Source organism: Pseudomonas campi (assembly GCF_013200955.2).
Lineage (GTDB): Bacteria > Pseudomonadota > Gammaproteobacteria > Pseudomonadales > Pseudomonadaceae > Aquipseudomonas > Aquipseudomonas campi.
The window spans coordinates 3,781,035-3,802,944 of record NZ_CP053697.2 but is presented as its reverse complement, the minus strand read 5'-3'; the positions used below and the strand labels follow the sequence as shown (position 1 = coordinate 3,802,944).

18 protein-coding genes and 2 tRNA genes are annotated in these 21,910 nt (G+C 62.8%); 15 read left to right on the top strand and 5 right to left on the bottom strand.

The window, feature by feature from the left end; genetic code table 11:
- The first annotated feature begins 20 nt into the window (after positions 1-20).
- The 6 genes from hflK (at position 21) to HNE05_RS17530 (ending at position 6,997) form a co-directional block, all read left to right on the top strand.
- Positions 21-1,169 (top strand): FtsH protease activity modulator HflK, encoded by a 1,149-nt coding sequence (gene hflK, locus HNE05_RS17555; RefSeq protein WP_173209722.1) that lies wholly within the window; start codon positions 21-23, stop codon positions 1,167-1,169.
- Positions 1,169-2,038, top strand: coding sequence for a protease modulator HflC (gene hflC, locus HNE05_RS17550; RefSeq protein ID WP_173209720.1), 870 nt, complete (start codon positions 1,169-1,171; stop codon positions 2,036-2,038). The genes hflK and hflC overlap by 1 nt, the downstream gene beginning before the upstream one ends.
- Before the next feature lie 111 nt (positions 2,039-2,149).
- Positions 2,150-2,335: a DUF2065 domain-containing protein gene (locus HNE05_RS17545; RefSeq protein ID WP_173211724.1), complete on the top strand. Its 186-nt coding sequence runs from the start codon at positions 2,150-2,152 to the stop codon at positions 2,333-2,335.
- 35 nt (positions 2,336-2,370) lie between these two features.
- Positions 2,371-3,558: an ATP phosphoribosyltransferase regulatory subunit gene (locus HNE05_RS17540; protein ID WP_173209718.1), complete on the top strand. Its 1,188-nt coding sequence runs from the start codon at positions 2,371-2,373 to the stop codon at positions 3,556-3,558.
- A gap of 55 nt (positions 3,559-3,613) precedes the next feature.
- Positions 3,614-4,909, top strand: a complete 1,296-nt coding sequence (locus HNE05_RS17535) for an adenylosuccinate synthase (protein WP_173209716.1) — start codon at positions 3,614-3,616, stop codon at positions 4,907-4,909.
- A gap of 153 nt (positions 4,910-5,062) precedes the next feature.
- Positions 5,063-6,997, top strand: coding sequence for a methyl-accepting chemotaxis protein (locus HNE05_RS17530; RefSeq protein WP_173209714.1), 1,935 nt, complete (start codon positions 5,063-5,065; stop codon positions 6,995-6,997).
- 192 nt (positions 6,998-7,189) lie between these two features.
- Here the strand turns inward: HNE05_RS17530 and HNE05_RS17525 are convergent.
- Positions 7,190-7,276: transfer RNA gene (locus tag HNE05_RS17525), tRNA-Leu, on the bottom strand.
- Positions 7,277-7,384: 108 nt separating this feature from the next.
- Positions 7,385-7,471, bottom strand: a tRNA-Leu gene (locus HNE05_RS17520).
- Positions 7,472-7,677: 206 nt separating this feature from the next.
- Here HNE05_RS17520 and rnr point away from each other — a divergent pair.
- From rnr to dnaB, 7 genes are all read left to right on the top strand, one after another.
- The gene (gene rnr / locus HNE05_RS17515) at positions 7,678-10,239 is read left to right on the top strand and encodes a ribonuclease R (protein ID WP_173209712.1); all 2,562 of its coding nucleotides are present in this window, start codon (positions 7,678-7,680) and stop codon (positions 10,237-10,239) included.
- On the top strand, positions 10,236-10,982 hold the full coding sequence (gene rlmB / locus HNE05_RS17510) for a 23S rRNA (guanosine(2251)-2'-O)-methyltransferase RlmB (protein ID WP_173209710.1): 747 nt from the start codon (positions 10,236-10,238) through the stop codon (positions 10,980-10,982). Before rnr ends, rlmB begins: the two co-directional genes overlap by 4 nt.
- 256 nt (positions 10,983-11,238) lie before the next feature.
- Positions 11,239-11,661 (top strand): 30S ribosomal protein S6, encoded by a 423-nt coding sequence (rpsF, locus tag HNE05_RS17505; protein WP_173209708.1) that lies wholly within the window; start codon positions 11,239-11,241, stop codon positions 11,659-11,661.
- A 28-nt stretch (positions 11,662-11,689) separates the two neighbouring features.
- Positions 11,690-11,920 carry a 30S ribosomal protein S18 gene (rpsR, locus tag HNE05_RS17500; protein ID WP_069519637.1) on the top strand — a complete coding sequence of 77 codons (231 nt, stop codon included), beginning with the start codon at positions 11,690-11,692 and terminating at the stop codon, positions 11,918-11,920.
- Between the two features lie 36 nt (positions 11,921-11,956).
- Complete coding sequence (locus tag HNE05_RS17495; protein ID WP_173209706.1) at positions 11,957-12,829, top strand: YybS family protein; 873 nt, start codon at positions 11,957-11,959, stop codon at positions 12,827-12,829.
- A gap of 21 nt (positions 12,830-12,850) precedes the next feature.
- Positions 12,851-13,297 (top strand): 50S ribosomal protein L9, encoded by a 447-nt coding sequence (rplI, locus tag HNE05_RS17490; RefSeq protein ID WP_160082675.1) that lies wholly within the window; start codon positions 12,851-12,853, stop codon positions 13,295-13,297.
- 153 nt (positions 13,298-13,450) lie between these two features.
- On the top strand, positions 13,451-14,845 hold the full coding sequence (gene dnaB / locus HNE05_RS17485) for a replicative DNA helicase (RefSeq protein ID WP_173209704.1): 1,395 nt from the start codon (positions 13,451-13,453) through the stop codon (positions 14,843-14,845).
- A gap of 32 nt (positions 14,846-14,877) precedes the next feature.
- Here dnaB and HNE05_RS17480 read toward each other — a convergent pair whose 3' ends face one another.
- Positions 14,878-15,579 carry a helix-turn-helix transcriptional regulator gene (locus HNE05_RS17480; protein WP_173209702.1) on the bottom strand — a complete coding sequence of 234 codons (702 nt, stop codon included), beginning with the start codon at positions 15,577-15,579 and terminating at the stop codon, positions 14,878-14,880.
- Positions 15,580-15,642: 63 nt separating this feature from the next.
- The gene (locus HNE05_RS17475) at positions 15,643-16,008 is read right to left on the bottom strand and encodes a VOC family protein (protein WP_173209701.1); all 366 of its coding nucleotides are present in this window, start codon (positions 16,006-16,008) and stop codon (positions 15,643-15,645) included.
- A gap of 250 nt (positions 16,009-16,258) precedes the next feature.
- Between HNE05_RS17475 and alr the strand changes: the two genes are divergently transcribed.
- Entirely contained in the window at positions 16,259-17,335 is a 1,077-nt protein-coding gene (gene alr / locus HNE05_RS17470) for an alanine racemase (protein ID WP_173209699.1), read from the top strand.
- Between the two features lie 6 nt (positions 17,336-17,341).
- Here the strand turns inward: alr and HNE05_RS17465 are convergent, their stop codons facing one another.
- On the bottom strand, positions 17,342-19,237 hold the full coding sequence (locus tag HNE05_RS17465; protein WP_420827012.1) for a diguanylate cyclase domain-containing protein: 1,896 nt from the start codon (positions 19,235-19,237) through the stop codon (positions 17,342-17,344).
- Positions 19,238-19,452: 215 nt separating this feature from the next.
- On the opposite strand from HNE05_RS17465, the gene HNE05_RS17460 reads away from it, so the two are divergent.
- A complete protein-coding gene (locus HNE05_RS17460; protein WP_173209697.1) occupies positions 19,453-21,765 on the top strand; it encodes a YgiQ family radical SAM protein in 2,313 nt (770 codons plus the stop codon).
- Positions 21,766-21,910: the final 145 nt, after the last annotated feature.

Here is a 21,910-nt window from a genome sequence, read left to right as displayed (position 1 = left end):
TTTATCAGATGGAGAGCGCTATGGCTTGGAATGAGCCGGGTGGCAATTCGAACAATCAGGATCCCTGGGGTGGCCGCAAAGGCGGTGGCCGGCAGGGGCCGCCGGATCTCGATGAGGCCTTCCGCAAGCTACAGGAGAGCCTTAACGGCATCTTTGGTGGTGGCAAGAAACGCAGTGGCAATGGCGAAGGTGGTGGCGGCTTCGGCCTGCTGGGCATCGGCCTGGGTCTGCTGTTCCTGGTCTGGCTGTGGAATGCCGTGTATATCGTCGATGCTCAGGAGCAGGCGGTGGTCCTGCGTCTCGGCAAATATCACGAGACGGTTGGGCAGGGGCTGAATATCTATTTCCCGCCCTTCGACAAGAAATTCCAGGAGAACGTGACGCGCGAGCGGACCTTCTCCGTGCAGGGGCAGATGCTCACCGAGGACGAGAATATCGTCGAGGTACCGCTGACCGTGCAGTACAAGATCAGCAATCTTGAAGACTTCGTGCTGAATGTCGATCAGCCGGAGATCAGCCTGCAGCACGCCACCGAGAGTGCTCTGCGGCATGTTGCCGGTTCCACCTCGATGGATGAGGTGATTACCCTTGGCCGTGAGCAGATGTCTATGGAGGTTAGCACGCGTCTGCAGACCTTCCTCAACAACTACGGCACCGGCATCACGGTTACTCAGGTCAACATCCAGCGTGCCACGGCACCGGCTGAGGTCAAGGATGCTTTCGACGACGTGATCCGTGCCCGTGAAGACGAGCAGCGCGAGAAGAATCAGGCGGAAACCTATGCCAATGGCGTGGTGCCTGAGGCGCGTGGTCAGGCCCAGCGCATCATCGAGGATGCCAACGGTTACCGTGATGAAGTGGTTTCCCGAGCCCAGGGTGAGGCGGATCGCTTCAGTAAGCTGGTGGCCGAGTACCGCAAGGCGCCGGAAATTACCCGTCAACGCCTGTACCTGGACACCATGCAGGAGGTCTATCGCAACACCAGCAAGGTGCTGGTGACCGGTAAGGACGGTCAGAGCAACCTGCTCTATCTGCCCCTGGACAAAATGATCGAAGGTCGTGGCGCCGCAGGTGCTGCCAGCGCCGCCCCGGCGGCCAGCAGTGAAACGGCAACCCGGATCATCAGTGATCTGGAGCGTCGTGACCTGCGCGCAAGGGAGAGCCGCTGATGAGCAATAAATCGCTGTTTGCCCTGATCGCGGGCCTGGTCCTGGCTGTGGTGGCCTGGAACAGTTTCTACATCGTTACCCAGACGGAAAAGGCCGTGCTCCTGCAGTTCGGTAAGATCCAGGTGGCCGATGTGCAGCCCGGTCTGCATGTGAAAATGCCGATCGTCAACCAGGTGCGCAAGTTCGATGGTCGTCTGCTGACTCTGGAGTCGCCGATCCAGCGTGTTCTGACTCTGGAGAAAAAGGCGGTCATGGTCGACGCCTACGCCAAGTGGCGGGTGGCTGATGCCGAGCGCTTCTACACCGCTACCTCGGGTCAGAAGCAGATTGCCGATGATCGCCTGTCGCAGCGTCTGGTCTCCGCACTGTCCAACCAGTTCGGTACGCGCTCGCTGCATGAGGTGGTGTCCGGTGAGCGCGATGCGCTGATGGCGGCGATCACCAAGTCGCTCAATGGCATGGCGCAGAAAGAGTTGGGTATCGAGGTGGTCGACGTGCGCGTCAAGGCCATCGATCTGCCCAAAGAGGTCTATCGCAGTGTGTTCGATCGCATGGCGTCCGAGCGTGAGCGCGAGGCCCGTGAGCATCGGGCCAAGGGCAAGGAGCTGGCCGAAGGTATTCGCGCCGATGCCGACCGGCAGAAGCGCGTGCTGCTGGCTGAAGCCTACCGCGAGTCCGAGGAAGTGCGCGGTGATGGTGATGCCAAGGCGGCGTCCATCTACGCCGCGGCTTACGGCCAGGACCAGGAGTTCTACGCGTTCTATCGCAGCCTGGGTGCCTACCGTGACAGCTTCTCCAGCAAGAATGATGTGCTGGTGCTGGATCCGGATAGCGAGTTCTTCCGCTACATGCAGCAATCTAAGCCTTGATCCAGGGATCCCCGGCGCGGCCATTCGGCCCGTCGGGGTGACCATCGGGGAAAACGTGTTATCATGGGCCAGCCGGGTAAAAAGCCCGGCTTTTTTGCGTCTGCAGGAATCATGTGGCAGGAATTTGGCATCGCGTTGTGTCTGATGTTGGTGCTGGAAGGCGTCTTGCCCTTCCTCTATCCGCGACGCTGGCGCGATGCACTCGCGCAGTTGGTGCAGCTGTCTGATCGGCAGCTGCGTCTGATGGGGCTGGCCAGCATGCTGCTGGGAACCACCCTCCTGTATCTGCTTCACTGAAGGCTTGCCGCCCGGACCGAGAGGGGAATGGCGAAATGGCAACGGTAGACCGCTGGCTGCTGCCAGATGGCATCGAAGAAGTACTGCCGCCAGAAGCGGCGCGTATCGAGGCGGCCCGCCGCCAGGTGCTGGATCTGTTCCAATGCTGGGGTTACGAATTTGTCGTGACGCCGCACATCGAATACCTCGAATCCCTGCTCACCGGAGCTGGCCAGGATCTGGATCTGCGCACCTTCAAGGTGACCGATCCGCAATCCGGCCGCCTGATGGGCTTTCGTGCTGACATCACGCCGCAAGTGGCGCGCATCGATGCGCACACCCTGCGCCGCGAAGGGCCGAGCCGTCTGTGCTATGCCGGCAGTGTGCTGCATGCGCAGCCGCGTGCACTGTCCACCTCGCGTAGCCCGATCCAGCTGGGCGCCGAGTTGTATGGCGATGCCAGTCCGGCCAGCGATGTGGAAGTCATCAGCCTGATGCTCGACATGCTCGAGCTGGCCCGCGTGCCGGATGTGCACATGGATCTCGGTCATGTCGGCATCTACCGTGGTCTGGCGCGCGCCGCCGAGCTGTCTGGCGAGGTCGAGCAGCAGCTGTTCGACGCCCTGCAGCGCAAGGCCGTGGATGAAGTGGCGGCGTTGACCGACAACCTGCCGGCCGCGTTGGCCTCCATGTTGCGCGCGCTGGCCGAGCTGTGTGGCGGGCGCGAAGTGCTGGAGCTGGCCCAGGCTTGCCTGGTCGATGCGCCGGCCGACGTGCATGCGGCGCTCGATGAGCTGGTGTCCATCGCCGACGAGCTGGAGTTGCGTTATCCCGAGTTGCCGCTGTACTTCGACCTGGGCGAGTTGCGCGGTTACCGCTATCACACGGGTGCGGTGTTCGCCGCGTTCGTACCGGGTGTCGGCCAGTCGATCGCCCAGGGTGGTCGTTATGACGATATCGGCGCTGATTTCGGTCGCGCCCGCCCGGCTACCGGTTTTTCCACCGACCTGAAAACCCTGGTTAGCCTCGGCGACATGCAGGTCGATGAGCCGGCGCCGGGTGTGTGGGCGCCGGACAGCCACGATATCTACCTGTGGCAAGCCGTGCAGCGCCTGCGTCGTGAGGGTGTGCGCGTGGTGCAGGCTCTGCCCGGTCAGGAAATTGCTGCTGCCGCCGAGGCCGCCTGTGATCGTCAGTTGCAGCTGTGTGACGGTCGTTGGCAGGTCGCGCCCCTGGCGTTCTGAATGATTTTCCGCCGGCTGCGGCCGGCATCGAGCTTCCGCAAAGAGGAAAAGTGTTATGGGTAAGAATGTCGTGGTCCTGGGCACCCAGTGGGGTGATGAGGGCAAGGGCAAGATCGTCGACCTGCTGACCGAGCACGTAGCGGCCGTTGTGCGCTACCAGGGCGGCCACAATGCCGGCCACACGCTGGTCATCGACGGCGAGAAAACCGTGCTGCATCTGATCCCGTCCGGCATCCTGCGCGAAGGCGTGCAGTGCCTGATCGGTAACGGTGTGGTGGTTGCTCCCGACGCCCTGATGCGCGAGATCACCAAGCTGGAAGAGAAGGGTGTGCCGGTGCGCGAGCGCCTGCGTATCAGTCCGTCCTGCCCGCTGATCCTTTCCTACCATGTAGCTCTCGACCAGGCCCGTGAAAAAGCCCGTGGCGCTGCCAAGATCGGCACCACCGGCCGCGGCATTGGCCCTGCTTACGAAGACAAAGTGGCGCGTCGCGGCCTGCGCGTTGGTGACCTGTTCCACCGTGAGCGTTTCGCCGCCAAGCTCGGTGAGCTGCTGGACTACCACAACTTCGTGCTGGTCAATTATTACAAAGAGCCGGCGGTGGATTTCCAGACCACGCTCGACGAGTGCATGGCTTACGCCGAGCTGCTGCGTCCGATGATGGCGGATGTGACCGCCACCCTGCATGACCTGCGTCGCGCCGAAAAGGACATCATGTTCGAAGGTGCTCAGGGTTCGCTGCTGGATATCGACCATGGCACCTATCCCTACGTCACCAGCTCCAATACCACGGCGGGCGGTACGGCCACCGGCTCCGGTTTTGGTCCCCTGTATCTGGACTACATCCTCGGTATCACCAAGGCCTACACCACCCGTGTCGGCTCTGGTCCGTTCCCGACCGAACTGTTCGACGAGACGGGTGCCTTCCTCGCCAAGCGCGGCCATGAGTTTGGTTCGACCACCGGTCGCGCCCGTCGCTGCGGCTGGTTCGATGCCGTGATCCTGCGTCGCGCCATCGAGATCAACAGCATCTCCGGCTTGTGCCTGACCAAACTGGACGTGCTGGATGGTCTGGAGTCGCTGCTGATCTGTACCGGCTACAAGGATGCCCAGGGCGTGCTGCTGGTCGATGCGCCGACCGATGCCGACAGCTACATCGGCCTGCAGCCGGTGTACGAGGAAATGCCGGGCTGGAGCGAGTCGACTCTGGGCGCCAAGAGCCTGGAAGAGCTGCCTCCGGCTGCGCGTGCTTACATCAAGCGCGTCGAGGAGCTGGTCGGTGCGCCGATCGACATCATCTCCACCGGCCCGGATCGCAACGAGACCATCGTCCTGCGTCATCCCTTCGCCTGATCGCTGTTGCGTTGACAGAAAGGCCGCTCTCGAGCGGCCTTTTTGCTTTTCGGCGCAAGCGGCCGGGCTGGCCTATACCTTGCTTTGGGGTACAGCTTTATTGCCCGCGGCCGATGCAGTGGCGTGGACATCTCTGGCGTAAGGAGTTGAGTCGTGTCCGTTCTTTTTTCGTTGTTGCGTAGCCGACTGCTGCGTCCGGTGTTCATTGCGCTCGGTGTCGCCATGCTGGTGCAGGTAGGGCTGGCCGTGTGGCTGACGCATGCCACGGTCGATGGACTGGTGCGTGAGCTGACTCAGCGCCTGGGTGGTGAGAGTCAGCGCCTGGCGGGTGAGCTGGGCAAGGCCGAGGAGGAGATGCGCGCTGGCATGGCGGCGCTTTCGGTCAATACACGGGAGCGCCTGGGCAGTGGTCTGTCGAGCCAGCTGAAAAGTGAGCAGGCGCAGTTGCGCCAGGTGCTGGAGGAGAGTCTCAAGCAGTCCGGCAATTCCATGGCGCAGCTCTTGGCTGGTGTGGCACCCAAGGCCATCTGGGATAACGATGCGCCGGCCCTGACCGCGTTCACGCGCATCGCCCAGCGCGATCCCGCCGTGTTGTTCGCTGTCTACTACGACGCGCAAGGCCAACGCCTGACCCGCAATTTCAATCGCAGCAGTGAACAGGTGCGCGAGCTGGTGGCAACCGGGCAGGGCAAGACACCGCTGGAGCGCCTGGTGGATGCCGCGTCGCGGGATCCGCGAGTACACATGGTTGAGGTCGATATCAATCCGATGGGGGCATCTATCGGCAAGATCCAGCTGGGCCTTTCCCTGGATGCGACTGAAAAGGAGCTGACGGCTCTGGATGGTCGTTTTGCTGCCTTGGTCGGGAATGCCGGCGAGCTGGTCGACAGCAGCCTGGCGGGCGCGGCGCAGGAGAGTGCTCAGGCCTTGCAGCAGCGCCTGCAGTTGGCCGAACAGGCGACTCAGGATATGGCGCGCAATGGCGGTGAAACGGTGCGGGCGGCTGCGGAAACCCTGCGCTGGCGCATCGCGGTGGGTCTGTTGGTGGTCGGTCTGCTGATGTTGGTGGTAGTGGCGCTGGTGCTCGGCTGGCGAGTGCTGAGCCGACTGCAGTTGCTGATTGCGGCGTTGCGGGATCTGGCGGCAGGCGAGGGTGATCTGACGCGGCGCGTGCAACTCGACAGTGCCGACGAGGTCGGTGATATGGCGGATGCGGTCAATCGCTTTATCGCCAAGCTGCAACCCATCGTGCGTGAGGCGGGCGAGGTGGCGCAGCGTACCGGCGAGGAAATCCGCAGTCTGACCCTGCGCAGTGCGTCCGCCGAGGCGGCGTCTGTCCGTCAGCGTGACGAAGTGGCGGGCAGCCTGCAGGCGTTGGAGGAAATGGCGGGTGACGCTCAGGCGGAAAGTCGGGCCATGCATGATGCCCAGCAGCGGGTGCTGGCGATCCGCCAGGCGGCCCATGAAAATGCCGCCATTGCCAGGAAAGTCGGCGGCTTGATCGAGGCGCTGGTGGCGCGGGTGGATAGCGGCTCAGCGGTGATCGAGCGTCTGGCCCAGCAGAGCGAGCAGATCGAGGTGGTGCTGACGGTCATACGCTCGATTGCCGAGCAGACCAATCTGCTGGCGCTGAACGCGGCCATCGAGGCGGCGCGTGCTGGCGAGAGTGGTCGCGGCTTTGCCGTGGTGGCGGACGAAGTGCGCGCGCTGGCCAGCAAGACCCAGCAGTCCACCGGTGATATCCAGGCGCACATCACCGCGCTGCAGCAGGGGGCGCGTGAGGCGGTGGCGGTGATTGGTCAGGCGGGTGAGCAGGCGGCTGAAGGGTTGCAGGCGCTGCGCGACAGTGCGCGCCTGCAGCAATCGGTGCAGGCCTCGGTGGATGAGGTGCACGGCGCCATCGATACCGCTACCCGTGCGGCAGCGCATCAGGCTGATGGTGCCAGTGCGGTGCGTGGTCGCGTCGAGGTGATTCATAGCGAGGCGCAGCGGGCGGCGGGAGAGGTCAGTGCGGCGGCGGCCAGTGGCCGGGTGCTGGAAGGCCTGGTCAATCAGCTCAAGGCCAGCTTCGCCCAGTTCAAGGTCTGACAACCGGCTGCGCGTCGGAAAAGCTGTGTTGGAAGAGGCTTCAGAATGCTCATTGACTGCAGTCAACTCCGCTTCTTCAGCCTCTCCCGCCTTGCTTTTCTCTAGCTCGCGCGGTTGTGTGAGGCGTGTCGGTGATTTCCGGAGGCCAGAAAAGACAAAACCGAGCCAGTGGCTCGGTTTTGTTTTGAAGAGTGGTGCCCAGGAGAAGACTCGAACTTCCACGGTGTTGCCACCGCTAGGACCTGAACCTAGTGCGTCTACCAATTCCGCCACCTGGGCACATTGCGATGATTGCTCATCGACTTCTTGCAGCGGCTACCGATTGGTCGGTACGGCTTTGCTGCTCCGTAAAAACGAAACCGAGCCAGCGGCTCGGTTGCTGAATAGTGGTGCCCAGGAGAAGACTCGAACTTCCACGGTGTTGCCACCGCTAGGACCTGAACCTAGTGCGTCTACCAATTCCGCCACCTGGGCACAAGAAACAATGATTGCTCAACGTTTCCGTGGTACAACGTCTCAGCAACGTTGTGGGCGCGAATAATACGGGCGGTGTTTTTTCTTGTAAACCCCTGACAGCAAAAAAATTATTGTCGATTGAAAAGCTGACCCCCGATGCGTTTTCGCGCTTCAATAGGCACATGGCAAACACATCTATATATGCGTAAAGGTAATTTCATTTAATGGCCGATTGGCAATCCCTCGACCCCGAGGCCGCCCGCGAGGCGGAAAAATACGATAACCCCATCCCCAGCCGTGAGCTGATCCTGCAGCACCTGTCCGAGCGCGGTTCGCCCGCTGCCCGTGAGGAGCTGATGGCAGAGCTGGGACTGACCACGGAAGACCAGGAAGAAGCGTTGCGTCGCCGCCTGCGTGCGATGGAGCGCGATGGCCAGCTGATCTATACGCGCCGCGGCACCTATGCCCCGGTCGACAAGCTCGACCTGATTCGTGGTCGCGTCAGCGGTCACCGGGACGGCTTCGGTTTCCTGGTGCCGGACGATGGCAGCGATGACCTGTTCCTCAGTCCGGCACAGATGCGCCTGGTCTTCGACGGCGACCGCGCACTGGCGCGAGTTTCCGGCCTCGATCGGCGTGGCCGCCGTGAAGGCGCCATCGTCGAAGTGATCGAACGCGCCCACGAGACCATCGTTGGCCGTTACTTCGAGGAGGCCGGCATCGGCTACGTCGAGGCCGACAACCCGAAGATCCAGCAGGAAGTGCTGGTTACCCCGGGGCGTCATGGCGAGGCCAAGGTCGGTCAGTTCGTCGCGATCAAGATCACCCACTGGCCGACGGCGCGTTTCCAGCCGCAGGGCGACATCATCGAAGTGGTCGGCAACTACATGGCGCCGGGCATGGAAATCGATGTGGCGCTGCGCAGCTACGACATCCCGCATGTCTGGCCGGAAGCCGTGGTCAAGGAAGCACACAAGCTCAAGCCTGAAGTGGAAGAGGCGGACAAGGAAAAGCGCGTCGACCTGCGTCATCTGCCGTTCGTCACCATCGACGGCGAAGATGCCCGCGACTTCGACGATGCCGTCTACTGCGAAAAGAACAGCAGTGCCTGGAAGCTGTTTTCCGGCGGCTGGAAGCTCTATGTGGCCATCGCCGACGTGTCGCACTACGTCAAGGTCGGCTCGGCGCTGGACGACGAAGCGCAGAAGCGTGGCAACTCGGTGTACTTCCCCGAGCGCGTGATTCCGATGCTGCCGGAAGAGTTGTCCAACGGCCTGTGTTCGCTGAACCCGCATGTCGATCGCCTGGCCATGGTCTGCGAGATGACCATGTCCAAGGCCGGCAAATTGGTCGATTACCAGTTCTACGAAGCGGTGATCCACTCCCATGCGCGCCTGACCTACAACAAGGTCAGCGCCATGCTGGAACAGCCGAAAGGCAGCGAAGGCAAAGCCCTGCGTACGGAATACAAGGAAGTCCTGCCGCACCTCAAGCAGCTTTATTCCCTGTATCAGGTGCTGCTGGCTGCTCGCCATGAGCGCGGCGCCATCGATTTCGAGACTCAGGAAACCCGCATCATCTTCGGTGCCGGGCGCAAGATCGCGGAGATCCGCCCGACCCAGCGCAACGATGCGCACAAGCTGATCGAGGAATGCATGCTGGCGGCCAACGTGGCCACCGCGCAGTTCATGCAGAAGCATGAAATCCCCTCGCTGTACCGTGTGCACGACGGTCCGCCGCCGGAGCGCCTGGAAAAGCTCAAGGCCTTCCTCACCGAGCTGGGTCTGGGGCTACACAAAGGCAAGGATGGTCCGTCGCCGAAGGACTATCAGAAGCTGCTGCAAAGTATCCAGGGTCGTCCGGACTTCCACCTGATCCAGACCGTGATGCTGCGCTCGCTGAGTCAGGCGGTGTACAGCGCCGACAATCATGGCCACTTCGGTCTGAATTACGAGGCCTACACCCACTTCACTTCGCCGATCCGCCGTTACCCGGATCTGCTGGTGCATCGTGCCATTCGCAGTGTCGTGCGCTCCAAGCTGGATACTCCGCACGTGCGCCGTGCCGGCGCCACCAGCATGCCGCGTGCGCGTATCTATCCGTACGACGAGCCGGCCCTGGAGCAGTTCGGTGAACAGTGCTCGATGACCGAGCGGCGCGCCGACGAGGCCACCCGTGACGTGGTCAATTGGCTCAAGTGCGAGTTCATGAAGGATCGCGTCGGCGAGACCTTCGAGGGGTTGATCACCGCGGTGACCGGTTTCGGCCTGTTCGTCGAGCTGAAGGACATCTACGTCGAAGGCCTGGTGCATGTCACCGCGCTGCCGGGCGACTACTACCACTTCGACCCTGTGCATCACCGCCTGGCCGGTGAGCGCAGTGGGCGCAGCTTCCGCCTCGGCGACAGCGTTGAAGTGAAGGTCATGCGCGTCGACCTCGACGAGCGCAAGATCGACTTCGAACTGTCCGAAGGTGCTGCCAATGCGCCAGTCGGGCGCAAGCGCAGCGGTGTGCGTGGTGAGGCTGGTGCCGACAAGGCGTCCGGCTCTCGTCGTGGCAAGGGCGAGTCGGCTGGCGGCGTTGCCGGCAATGCCGATGTGCAGAAGAGTCGCGACCTGAAAAAGGCGCTGCTCTCCGGGGCCAAGGCTGGCGGCAAGCCGGCAGCCGGTCGCGGTGGCGATGGTGCGGCGAAAAAGCCGGCGTCCAACCATCGCAAGGGCGCGCCCAAGGCGGGTGCCGCCCCCGCGCCTGCCGGCAAGCCACGTAAGCGCAAGGCCAAGTCATGAGTCAGCTGGAGAAGGTCTACGGCGTTCACGCCGTAGAGGCGCTGCTGCGTCACCACCCGAAGCGGGTCAAGCAGCTGTGGCTGGCGGAAAGTCGGCATGACCCGCGGGTGCAGACCCTGGTCGAGCTGGCTGGGCAGAACCGTGTGCCGGTCGGGCAGAAGGATCGCCGCGAGCTCGACGAGTGGGCCGAAGGCGTGCATCAGGGTGTGGTGGCAGAAGTCAGCCCCAGCCAGGTGTGGGGTGAGGCCATGCTCGAAGAGCTGCTCGACCGTCGTGAAGGGCCGCCGCTGCTGCTGGTGCTGGACGGCGTGACCGATCCGCACAACCTCGGCGCCTGCCTGCGCACCGCCGATGCGGCAGGTGCACTGGCGGTAATTGTGCCCAAGGACAAATCGGCCACCCTTAATGCCACGGTGCGCAAGGTCGCCTGCGGTGCTGCCGAGGTGATCCCGCTGGTCGCCGTGACCAACCTGGCGCGCACCCTGGAAAAGCTCCAGCAGCGCGGCCTGTGGTTGGTCGGTACGGCCGGCGAGGCCGAGCGGGAGTTGTACCAGCAGGACCTGACCGGGCCGACCGTGCTGATCATGGGTGCGGAAGGCAAGGGCATGCGCCGCCTGACCCGCGATCACTGTGATTACCTGGTCAAGCTGCCGATGTCGGGTAGCGTCAGCAGCCTCAATGTCTCGGTCGCCACCGGCGTCTGCCTGTTCGAGGCGGTGCGTCAGCGCCAGGCCAAGCGCTAGTCCGCAATCTGTTCCATGCTCAGAAAACCGGCGCCGTGAGGCGCCGTTTTTCGTTGGGCATGGAGCGGCTCGGTCGGCTCGGGCTGTTCAAATAATCGCCAGTTTGCCTTGCGCCTGGCAGGGGGCTTCTCTAGAATGTCGCCCCTTGCCGTGACGGCAGGCGTTTGCGCGCCCTCCGCCCGGCAAGACCAACTAGTGATATTCACTCCTTGCCTGACCGCATCCAGTGGCAGGCTTCAACCCGTAAGGAGCATTTATGCGTCATTACGAAATCATCTTTCTGGTTCACCCGGACCAGAGCGAGCAAGTCGGCGGCATGGTTGAGCGTTACACCAAGCTGATCGAAGAAGACGGCGGCAAAGTACATCGTCTGGAAGATTGGGGTCGTCGTCAGCTGGCTTACGCCATCAACAACGTCCACAAGGCTCACTACGTCATGCTGAACGTAGAGTGCAGCGGCAAGGCCCTGGCTGAGCTGGAAGACAACTTCCGTTACAACGATGCCGTGATCCGTAACCTGGTCATCCGTCGCGACGAAGCCGTTACCGGCCAGTCCGAGATGCTCAAGGCTGAAGAAAACCGCAGCGAGCGCCGTGAGCGTCGTGACCGTCCTGATAACGCTGACTCCGCCGATGGCGATGACAGCGATAGCAGCGACAGCGACAACGCTGACGAGTAATCCACGGATCTATTGAGGAGCCAATTACATGGCACGTTTCTTCCGTCGTCGTAAGTTCTGCCGTTTCACCGCTGAAGAGGTGAAAGAGATCGACTTCAAAGATCTCAACACCCTGAAAGCCTACATCTCGGAAACCGGCAAAATCGTTCCTAGCCGTATCACCGGTACCAAGGCTCGTTATCAGCGTCAGCTGGCCACCGCTATCAAGCGCGCCCGCTTCCTGGCCCTGCTGCCCTACACCGACAGCCACGGCCGTTGATATCGGGTTGCATCTGATAGCTGAGAGATAGATCGCATGCGTGCTTTGGCTGAGTTCATTATGCGCGGCCGCATGCAGGCCACCCTGGTGGTGGTCGGTTCGGCAATATTGCCGTTGTTGTTCTGGTTGACTGCCTCTGCGAGCGCCCTGGTGCTGCTGCGAAGGGGCTTTAACGATGCAGTTGGCATCCTGATCTGGGCGTGTTTGCCTGCCTTTGTCTGGTGGTATCTCGGTGATCCGGGGATCGCACTGACGCTGGCTGGCACACTGGTGATGGCGCAGGTTTTGCGCTCCACCTCGTCCTGGACCTGGGTGCTGGCGGTCAGTGTGGTGCTGGGCGTGATGTTCGCTTTGTTGCTGAGCGTCACCTCTCCCGAGCTTGTCGAGTCGCTTGCGGAAGCTTTCCGTGGAGCGTCCAAGCAGTTCTGGAGTGAGGCGAAATTGCCCGCTGAGCAACTGGCTGACATGCAGGCATCGCTGGTTCCGACCCTGACCGGGTTGCTCGCCTCTTCTTTTCAGGCGACGAGCATTCTCTGTCTGGTGTTGGCGCGGTACTGGCAGGCCTCGTTGTACAACCCGGGTGGCTTCGGTAAAGAGTTTCGCGCCGTGCGCCTCCCGCCAGCACTTGCCATTGTGCTGCTGGCTGGAGTGCTGATGCCGCTGCAAGGTACCGATGTACCGATGCTGGCGACCATTTGCGCGGTGCCGTTGCTGGTTGCAGGGCTAGCCCTGGGGCACGGTCTGATCGAAATGAAGGGGCTCTCGAGCTTCTGGAAAATCGGTCTGTATGTGGCGGTGCTGCTGGGCGGTAATTTGATCTGTCTGTTGGCTGTTCTGGATGGCCTGTTTGATTTTCGTGGTCGCCTGGCGCGCAAGAACGGCGCCGGCCCCGCGAACGGTGAAGGTTAAAAGTTAAGAGGTAAGACCCAAATGGAAGTTATCCTGCTGGAAAAAATCGCCAACCTGGGCAACCTGGGCGACAAGGTCAACGTTAAAGCCGGTTACGGCCGTAACTACCTGCTGCCGCAAGGCAAAGCTACTGCTGCCACCGCCGAGAACGTTGCTGCGTTCGAAGCGCGTCGCGCCGAGCTGGAAAAAGCTGCTGCTGACAAGAAAGCTTCTGCCGAAGCTCGCGCTGCCCAACTGGCCGAACTGGAAGTGACCATCACTGCCAGCGCTGGCGACGAAGGCAAGCTGTTCGGCTCGATCGGTACCCACGACATCGCTGATGCCCTGACCGCCTCCGGCGTTGAAGTGGCTAAGTCTGAAGTGCGTCTGCCGAACGGCACCATTCGCCACATCGGCGAATTCGACGTAGCTGTGCACCTGCACACCGACGTTGAAGCAACCGTTAAGGTTGTGGTCGTAGCTGCCTAAGTCAGCCGGCTTGCGGGCTTGCGCTCCGGCGCAGGCCTGCTGACAATCGGGCGCGACATTGCATTAGCAGTGTCGTGCCCGTTGTTTTTTCAGCAGAGCCTTTTGCAAAACATGCGTTTGTAAAAGCCTCCACGCTTTGGAAGTACAGGTGCCATGAACGACATCAGCGTCCCTCAACAGTACGATCTGGAAACCGCCGCACTCAAGGTGCCGCCGCATTCCATCGAGGCCGAGCAGGCCGTGCTGGGCGGCCTGATGCTGGACAACAACGCCTGGGAGCGAGTGCTCGACCAGGTCTCCGATGGCGACTTCTACCGGCATGACCATCGCCTGATCTTCCGTGCCATCTTCAAGCTGGCCGAGCGCAACTCACCGTTCGACGTGGTGACCCTGTCCGAGCAACTGGACAAGGAAGGCCAGTTGTCACAGGTCGGCGGCCTGGCCTATCTCGGTGAGCTGGCGAAGAACACGCCGTCGGTGGCCAACATCAAGGCCTATGCGCAGATCATTCGCGAACGTGCGACCCTGCGCCAACTGATCGGCATCAGCTCGGAGATCGCCGACAGTGCCTATGCGCCGCAAGGCCGTACCGGCGAGGAAATCCTCGACGAGGCCGAACGCCTGATCTTCCAGATTGCCGAGGCGCGGCCGAAGACCGGCGGCCCGGTGGGCATCAACGAAATCCTGGTCAAGGCCATCGACCGTATCGACTCGCTGTTCAATGCCGGCGACGCGATCACCGGCCTGTCCACCGGCTTCAACGACCTGGACAACTTGACCAGCGGCCTGCAGCCGGCCGACATGGTCATCGTCGCCGGCCGTCCGTCCATGGGTAAGACCACCTTCGCCATGAACCTGGTGGAGAACGCCCTGATGCGCAGCGACAAGGCGATCCTGGTCTACTCCCTGGAAATGCCCTCTGAATCCATCGTCATTCGTATGCTCGCCTCGCTGGGGCGCATCGACCAGACCAAGGTGCGCGCCGGCCGCCTGGACGACGACGATTGGCCGCGCCTGACCTCGGCGGTCAACCTGCTCAACGACCGCAAGCTGTTCATCGACGATACCGCCGGCATCAGCCCCTCGGAAATGCGCGCGCGTACCCGCCGCCTGGCCCGCGAGCACGGCGAGATCGGCCTGATCATGGTCGACTACCTGCAGCTGATGCAGATCCCCGGTTCCAGCGGCGACAACCGGGTCAACGAGATCTCCGAGATCTCGCGCTCGCTCAAGGGCCTGGCCAAGGAATTCAACTGCCCGGTGATTGCCCTGTCGCAGCTCAACCGGGGCCTCGAACAGCGGCCGAACAAGCGCCCGATCAACTCCGACTTGCGCGAATCCGGAGCGATCGAGCAGGACGCCGACATCATCATGTTCGTCTACCGCGACGAGGTCTATCACCCGGAGACCGAGTACAAGGGCGTGGCCGAGATCATCATCGGCAAGCAGCGTAACGGCCCCCTGGGTACGGCGCGGCTGGCCTTCCTCGGCAAGTACTCGCGCTTCGAGAATCTGGCACCGGGTAGCTACCAGTTCGACGACGAGTAATCTGCCTTTTCTAGGTCGCGACCTTCAGGCGTTTAGCTCTTGTACAGCGGTGCATTAGCCTGCTCGCCTAGATAAGGTTTGAGGTAGTCCTCCAGGCGTTGGCCTTCAACCTGTGCAAAGGTTTCCGCGCGGTCCTGCAGCTGCTCCACTCGGTCGATGCGGAAGTTGCGAAAGTCGTTGCGTAGCTCACACCAGCTGCACAAGGTCCAGGTTTGCCCCCAGAAGAACAGCCCTAGCGGCCAGATGCAGCGTTGACTGGTTTCTCCGCGTTCATCGCGGTAATTGATCAGCAGTTTGTGACGCTGGCGAATGGCCTGGCGCAGTTGGCCGAGCCAGTGCACCGGATACGGATTGGTTTCGGGGGCAAACAGCTGGTTGCGATTGAGCTCATCGCGCAGCTCGTTGGGTAGCACGCTGTGGATCTTCGCCAGTGCCGACTCGGCAGCCCGCTGCAGTTGTGGATCCGCCCAGGCTTTGACCATGCGTGCGCCCACGAGCAACGCTTCTATCTCCTCGCGCTCGAACATCAAGGGTGGCAAATCCATCGGTTGGCGCAGCACGTAGCCGACACCGGCTTCACCTTCCAGCGGGACTCCGGAAAGGGAGAGATCCTGGATGTCGCGATAAATCGTGCGCACCGATACTTGCAGGCGCTCGGCCAGCCACTGGGCGGTGGTCAGGCGGCGGCTGCGCAGAAACTGCACGATCTGAAATAGACGGTCGGCGCGCCTCATGTTGCCTCAGGTGCTCTCGCTCTGGATTGCCGGGCGTGCTGACGCCCGCCCGGACTGGCGGGTTTAGGACATGCTGTGCAGGCCCACTTCATTACCTTCGCTGTCTTTTATCACAGCGATAAAGCCATGCGGCGCGATGGACATCTTGCTATGGATGATCACGCCCCCGGCCGAGGGCACCCGATTCACCACGGCATCCAGTTGACCCTCGACGTTCAGGTAGATGCGGGTTCCGCCAATGCCACTTTGTTGCTCGGCTGACTCGCTCAGGCAGCCACCGACACCGCTTTCCTGTGCATGGGGGAACAGAGCCATGCGGCCGCCCATGCCCTCCATTACCTCCAGCGGCGTTGCCAGGGCGCGTTCATAGAAGCCACGGGCGCGCTCGAAGTTACTGACAAATAGTTCGAACCAGTTGATCGCATTCATTTTCTCTCTCCTTGAAGGTCGGGGTGCGACAGGCAACGGCAGTATCTGACGGCGCGTTTCAGCCTGTGGAACCCACTCTAGGGGAGTGCTACTGACAGCTTATTGTCAGTAGCTTTTGCCTCGCTGCGATTAAATCTGAGTCGCCAACCGCAGTGTCGCAGGTGTGTGGGTTTGGCTGGACTGGCTGGCGCTTACAGCCCGGGAGCTGCGGGTTAAGATGTTCGGCTTTAGCCTGCTGTGGAGCCCCGTCATGCGTCCTCTAGTTGCCACCATCGATCTGGCCGCCATCCGTCATAACTATGCCCTGGCCAAGCGCTGTGCACCGGGGCGTGAGGCGTTTGCCGTGGTCAAGGCGAATGCCTATGGGCATGGCGTGCGCGAGGTGGTCACGGCCCTGCATGACGTGGCCGACGGCTTTGCCGTCGCCAGCCTGGAAGAGGCTGCCGAGGTGCGTGCCATGCATGGCGAGGCGCGCATCCTGTTGCTGGAGGGCTGCTTTGCCGCCGAGGAGCTGCCGATTGCCGCACAGCTGCGCCTGGATCTGGTGGTGCAGGGTGAAGAACAAATCGCCGCGCTATTGGCCGCCCAGTTGCCGCGGCCGTTGAATGTCTGGCTCAAGCTGGATAGCGGCATGCATCGCCTGGGGCTGACGCCGGCGGCCGTGCGTGCTGCCCATGCACGCCTGCGCGGCGCGGCGCAGGTGGCCGAGCTGAACCTGCTCAGCCACTTCGCCTGTGCCGATGAGCGTGGCCATCCGCTGATCGAGCAGCAGGTCGAGACCTTCCTCGAGCTGCTCGATCTCGACTTCGACCAGCGCAGCCTGGCCAACTCGGCGGCCCTGCTGACCATTCCAGCAGCGCACATGGACTGGCTGCGCCCCGGCATCATGCTCTATGGCGCCACCCCGTTTGCCGATCTGAGCGCCGCCGAGCTGGGGCTCAAACCGGTGATGACGCTGAGTGCGCAACTGATCGGCGTGCGCGAGGTGGCGGTCGGCGAAAGCGTCGGCTATGGCGCCAGCTGGGTTGCCGAACGGCCGTCGCGGATTGGTACGGTCAGCTGCGGCTATGCCGATGGCTATCCGCGCCATGCACCGAGCGGCACGCCGCTACTGGTGGGCGGCCAGCGCGCGGCGCTGGTCGGGCGGGTGTCGATGGATATGCTGGCGGTCGACCTGACCGATCTGCCTGAGGCGCAGGTCGGTGACGCAGTGGAGTTGTGGGGCGCGCAGTTGCCGGTCGACGAAGTGGCCCAGGCCGCCGGCACCATTGGTTACGAGCTGCTGACCAAGGTCACCGCGCGGGTGCCACGCCGTTATCTGGGCTGATCAGCCTCAGAGCAGCCCGCTGGGCACCTTGAGTACGTCCAGCTGCAGGCACTCCTGCTGGCTCAGGTTGCCGTCACCGCCCTGCATGACGAAGCCCGAGCGGCCCTGCTGCTTGGCCTTGTACAGGGCTTCGTCGGCGGACTTGTACAACCCGGCGAACTGCTCGGCGTGCTGCGGATAGAGCGCCGCGCCGATGCTGATGGTCACGGCCAGGCGATTGGCCCCATAAAGCACCGGCCTGGCCAATTCATCGAGCAGGCGTGCGGCGATTTCCTGGGTGTGGGCTTCGGCATCGGCCCCGCAGATCAGTACGGCGAACTCATCGCCACCCAGGCGCGCGACCATGTCATTGGTGCGCACATGCTCGCGCAGGCGCTGGCCGATGCTGCGCAGCATCAGGTCGCCGGCGTCGTGGCCGTAGCTGTCATTGATCGGCTTGAAGTGATCGAGGTCGACCAGCATCAGGGCGACCGACTCGCCGCGGCGCTGGGCGTCGGCCAGGGCGGTATCGACTTTTTCGATCAGGTAGCGCCGATTGGGCAGCTCGGTCAGCGGGTCGTGGAAAGCCGCATGCTGGAGCGCATGTTCACGCTCGCAGAGCTGCTGGTTGGCTTGCGCCAGTTCGGCCGTGCGCAGCTCGACAGCGCTTTTCAGCTCTTCGCTACTGGCCTGGATATGTGCCAGGCGCGCGGTCTTTTCACGATCGGCCTGCTCCAGGGCGCGGGCGCGCTCCTGCTTGAGGGTCTGGATGCGGTAGGCCAGGGCGAAGGAGAACAGGATCGATTCGGCGGCTACCGACAACGGGAAGACGTAGGCATTCCACGCGGCTGGCTGCACCAGGCCGGTGGCGCGCATCAGCGCCAGGCTGATGCTGCCGAGGATCAGGCCGTAGCCGCAGAGGTAGAGCAGGGCGGGGAAGTAGCCCTGGCGCCAGCGAATCACTGCCGAACCAAGGGCTGCCGGAATGCTGGTCAGGGACAGCAGGGCGATTAGCCAGGCGGCGCTATGGCGTTGCCCCAGGCCTTCAAGGGTAATCGCCAGGACATAGCAGATGCAGGCAAAGCTCAGCAGGTAATGGGCCCAGCGCACATGGCTGCGGGTCTGCAGCAGGGTCTGGGTAAAGCGACAGGCGCAGAAGCCCCAGATCGAGGGCAGGGTGATGCGGTCCAGCCAGAAAGGCACCGGATGGTTCGGCCAGAGGTACTGGAAGCCGTGGCCGCTCATGCTGAGGATCATCAGCAGGGCGCCGGCGGTGGTCAGCACATACCAGAAGTAGGCCGAGTCGCGCAGGCTGAAGAAGATGAACAGGTTGTACAGCAGCAGGGCGGCGATGATGCCGTAGACCACGCCGAGGGCCAGGTTTTCTTCGGTCGCCAGCTGGGTCAGGTCATCCAGTTGCCAGGCGCGCAGGGGAAATGAGTTGCCGGCCGGGTCGTAGCTGCGCAGATAGAGCGTCAGTGGCTCCTGGCCCAGCTCCGGTAGCTTGAACAGCATGTGCCGGTAGTCGTGGTCGCGTCCGCGCTGATAGTTGACGCGCTGGCCGGACTCACGCACCTGCCAGGCGCCCGTGCCGTTCGGCAGGTAGAGGCGCAGATCGAGCTGGGTGACCGAGCCGACCTCCAGCCACCACTGGCGTGGCGCATCGCTAGCAGCCTGCAGGCTGACCTTGATCCACCAGGGGTGGCGGCTCTGGCCGACGCTGGCCTTGCCCGCCGCAGGCACGAAGCGCTGTTGCACGGCCGGGTCGGCCATGTCGGCAATGCGCAGCTGGCCGCCGGCATCCTCCAGCAGCTCGATCTGCCCGTTCAGTTGCTGTCCGCTGCTGCTGGCCTGCAGCAGAATCGGTGCCGCCATCAGCTGGCCGCCAAGGCTCGCCAGGCAGGCCCACAGGAATACTTGCAAGACTGTGCGCCGCACCGTTTACGCTCCTTGAGCCCGGGCGCTCAGGCCGGGCTGTGAAAGTCTTTGCCCGAGTATAGGCGTAAGCTGTTGGTGATCACAAAACCGACCAGTCAAACGCTTGTTGCAGATTGCCGTTAACCTGAGTCCGGGGCTCGGTCTCTGTACGTTTTTTGTGCTATATTCCGCGCCCCTGAAAATCCCTGCTGGTCATCCCGATGCAAGCTGCCAAGCCGCTGTTCGACTATCCCAAGTACTGGGCCGAGTGTTTCGGTCCTGCACCTTTCCTGCCCATGAGCCGGGAAGAGATGGATCAGCTCGGCTGGGACAGTTGCGACATCATCATCGTCACCGGTGACGCTTATGTGGATCATCCGTCGTTCGGCATGGCCATCATCGGCCGTCTGCTCGAAGCCCAGGGTTTTCGCGTGGGCATCATCGCCCAGCCGAACTGGCAGTCGAAAGACGATTTCATGAAGCTTGGCGAGCCCAACCTGTTCTTCGGCGTTGCGGCCGGCAACATGGACTCGATGATCAACCGCTACACCGCCGACAAGAAGATCCGCTCCGACGACGCCTACACCCCCGGCGGCCTGGCCGGCTCGCGTCCGGATCGCGCCAGCCTGGTGTACAGCCAGCGCTGCAAGGAAGCCTACAAGCACGTACCGATCGTGCTCGGCGGCATCGAGGCTTCGCTGCGCCGCATCGCCCACTACGATTACTGGCAGGACAAGGTGCGCAACTCGATTCTGATCGATGCCTGCGCCGATATCCTGCTGTACGGCAACGCCGAGCGGGCCATCGTCGAAGTGGCTCAGCGCCTGTCATTCGGCCAGAAGATCGAAGAGATCACCGATGTGCGCGGCACCGCATTCATTCGCCGCGATACGCCGCAGGGCTGGTACGAGGTGGACTCCACCCGTATCGACCGCCCGGGCAAGGTCGACAAGATCATCAACCCCTACGTCAACACCCAGGACACCCAGGCCTGCGCCATCGAGCAGGAAAAGGGCCCGGTCGAAGACCCGAACGAGGCCAAGGTCGTCGACCTGCTGCCCAGCCCGCGGATGACCCGGGCCAAGACCGTGATCCGCCTGCCGTCGATGGAAAAGGTGCGCAACGACCCGGTCCTCTACGCCCACGCCAACCGCGTGCTGCACCTGGAAACCAACCCGGGCAACGCCCGCGCGCTGGTGCAGAAGCATGGCGAGGTGGACGTGTGGTTCAACCCGCCACCCATCCCGATGACCACCGAAGAGATGGACTACGTGTTCGGCATGCCCTATCAGCGCATTCCGCACCCGGCGTATGGCAAGGAAAAGATCCCGGCCTACGAGATGATCCGTTTCTCGGTCAACATCATGCGTGGCTGCTTCGGCGGCTGCACCTTCTGTTCGATCACCGAGCACGAAGGCCGCATCATCCAGAACCGCTCGGAAGAGTCGATCATCCGCGAGATCGAAGAAATCCGCGACAAGGTACCGGGCTTCACCGGGGTGATTTCCGACCTCGGCGGGCCAACCGCCAACATGTACCGCATCGCCTGCAAGAGCCCGGAAATCGAGTCCGCGTGCCGCAAGCCGTCCTGCGTGTTCCCTGGCATCTGCCCGAACCTGAACACCGATCACTCCAGCCTGATCCAGCTGTATCGCAGTGCTCGTGCGCTGCCGGGGGTGAAGAAGATCCTCATCGCCTCGGGCCTGCGCTACGACCTCGCCGTCGAGTCGCCGGAGTATGTGAAGGAGCTGGTCACCCACCACGTCGGTGGCTACCTGAAGATCGCCCCGGAACACACCGAGGAAGGCCCGCTGAATCAGATGATGAAGCCGGGCATTGGCAGCTATGACAAGTTCAAGCGCATGTTCGAGAAGTACTCGAAAGAGGCGGGCAAAGAGCAGTACCTGATCCCGTACTTCATCGCCGCGCACCCGGGCACCACCGACGAAGACATGATGAACCTGGCCCTGTGGCTCAAGGGCAACGGCTTCCGCGCCGACCAGGTGCAGGCCTTCTACCCCTCGCCAATGGCCACCGCCACGGCCATGTACCACTCGGGCAAGAACCCGCTGCGCAAGGTCAGCTACAAGAGCGACGGCGTGACCATCGTCAAGAGTGAGGAGCAGCGCCGCCTGCACAAGGCCTTCCTGCGCTATCACGATCCGAAGGGCTGGCCGATGCTGCGCGAGGCGCTGACCCGCATGGGCCGCGCCGACCTGATCGGGCCGGGCAAGAATCAGCTGATTCCGCTGCACCAGCCGGCGACCGACAGCTACCAGAGCGCACGGCGCAAGAACTCGACGCCGGCCGGTAGCCACAAGGTGGCCAAGGACACCAGCAAGAGCAAGCCGCTGCTGACCCAGCACACCGGCTTGCCGCCGCGCGACACCGGTGCTGCGGGTGGTAACCCGTGGGACAAGCGCGAAGAGGCCAAGGCCGCCGCGCAGGCACGCAACAAGGCCGCGGCCAAGGAGCGTGCGGACGTGAAGAAGGGCGGCAAGAAACCCGTTAAGCGCCCAGCCGTACCGCGCTAACGAGGCGTAGCCCGGATGCAATCCGGAATCGGAGCGGCCTGCTTCCCGGATTGCATCCGGGCTACTGGGGCAGGCTTTTCTCCCCTCTCCCACTTGTGGGAGAGGGGCCGGGGGAGAGGGGCGGGGCTCACCCTCTCCCCAGCCC

Coding starts and splice junctions, on each gene's coding strand:
- rpsF (WP_173209708.1), top strand. CDS start 11,239: ATGCGTCATTACGAAATCATCTTTCTGGTTCACCCGGACCAGAGCGAG.
- rlmB (WP_173209710.1), top strand. CDS start 10,236: ATGAGTCAGCTGGAGAAGGTCTACGGCGTTCACGCCGTAGAGGCGCTG.
- HNE05_RS17540 (WP_173209718.1), top strand. CDS start 2,371: ATGGCAACGGTAGACCGCTGGCTGCTGCCAGATGGCATCGAAGAAGTA.
- dnaB (WP_173209704.1), top strand. CDS start 13,451: ATGAACGACATCAGCGTCCCTCAACAGTACGATCTGGAAACCGCCGCA.
- HNE05_RS17495 (WP_173209706.1), top strand. CDS start 11,957: ATGCGTGCTTTGGCTGAGTTCATTATGCGCGGCCGCATGCAGGCCACC.
- HNE05_RS17535 (WP_173209716.1), top strand. CDS start 3,614: ATGGGTAAGAATGTCGTGGTCCTGGGCACCCAGTGGGGTGATGAGGGC.
- hflK (WP_173209722.1), top strand. CDS start 21: ATGGCTTGGAATGAGCCGGGTGGCAATTCGAACAATCAGGATCCCTGG.
- rnr (WP_173209712.1), top strand. CDS start 7,678: ATGGCCGATTGGCAATCCCTCGACCCCGAGGCCGCCCGCGAGGCGGAA.
- HNE05_RS17545 (WP_173211724.1), top strand. CDS start 2,150: ATGTGGCAGGAATTTGGCATCGCGTTGTGTCTGATGTTGGTGCTGGAA.
- rpsR (WP_069519637.1), top strand. CDS start 11,690: ATGGCACGTTTCTTCCGTCGTCGTAAGTTCTGCCGTTTCACCGCTGAA.
- HNE05_RS17460 (WP_173209697.1), top strand. CDS start 19,453: ATGCAAGCTGCCAAGCCGCTGTTCGACTATCCCAAGTACTGGGCCGAG.
- alr (WP_173209699.1), top strand. CDS start 16,259: ATGCGTCCTCTAGTTGCCACCATCGATCTGGCCGCCATCCGTCATAAC.
- rplI (WP_160082675.1), top strand. CDS start 12,851: ATGGAAGTTATCCTGCTGGAAAAAATCGCCAACCTGGGCAACCTGGGC.
- hflC (WP_173209720.1), top strand. CDS start 1,169: ATGAGCAATAAATCGCTGTTTGCCCTGATCGCGGGCCTGGTCCTGGCT.
- HNE05_RS17480 (WP_173209702.1), bottom strand. CDS start 15,579: ATGAGGCGCGCCGACCGTCTATTTCAGATCGTGCAGTTTCTGCGCAGC.
- HNE05_RS17475 (WP_173209701.1), bottom strand. CDS start 16,008: ATGAATGCGATCAACTGGTTCGAACTATTTGTCAGTAACTTCGAGCGC.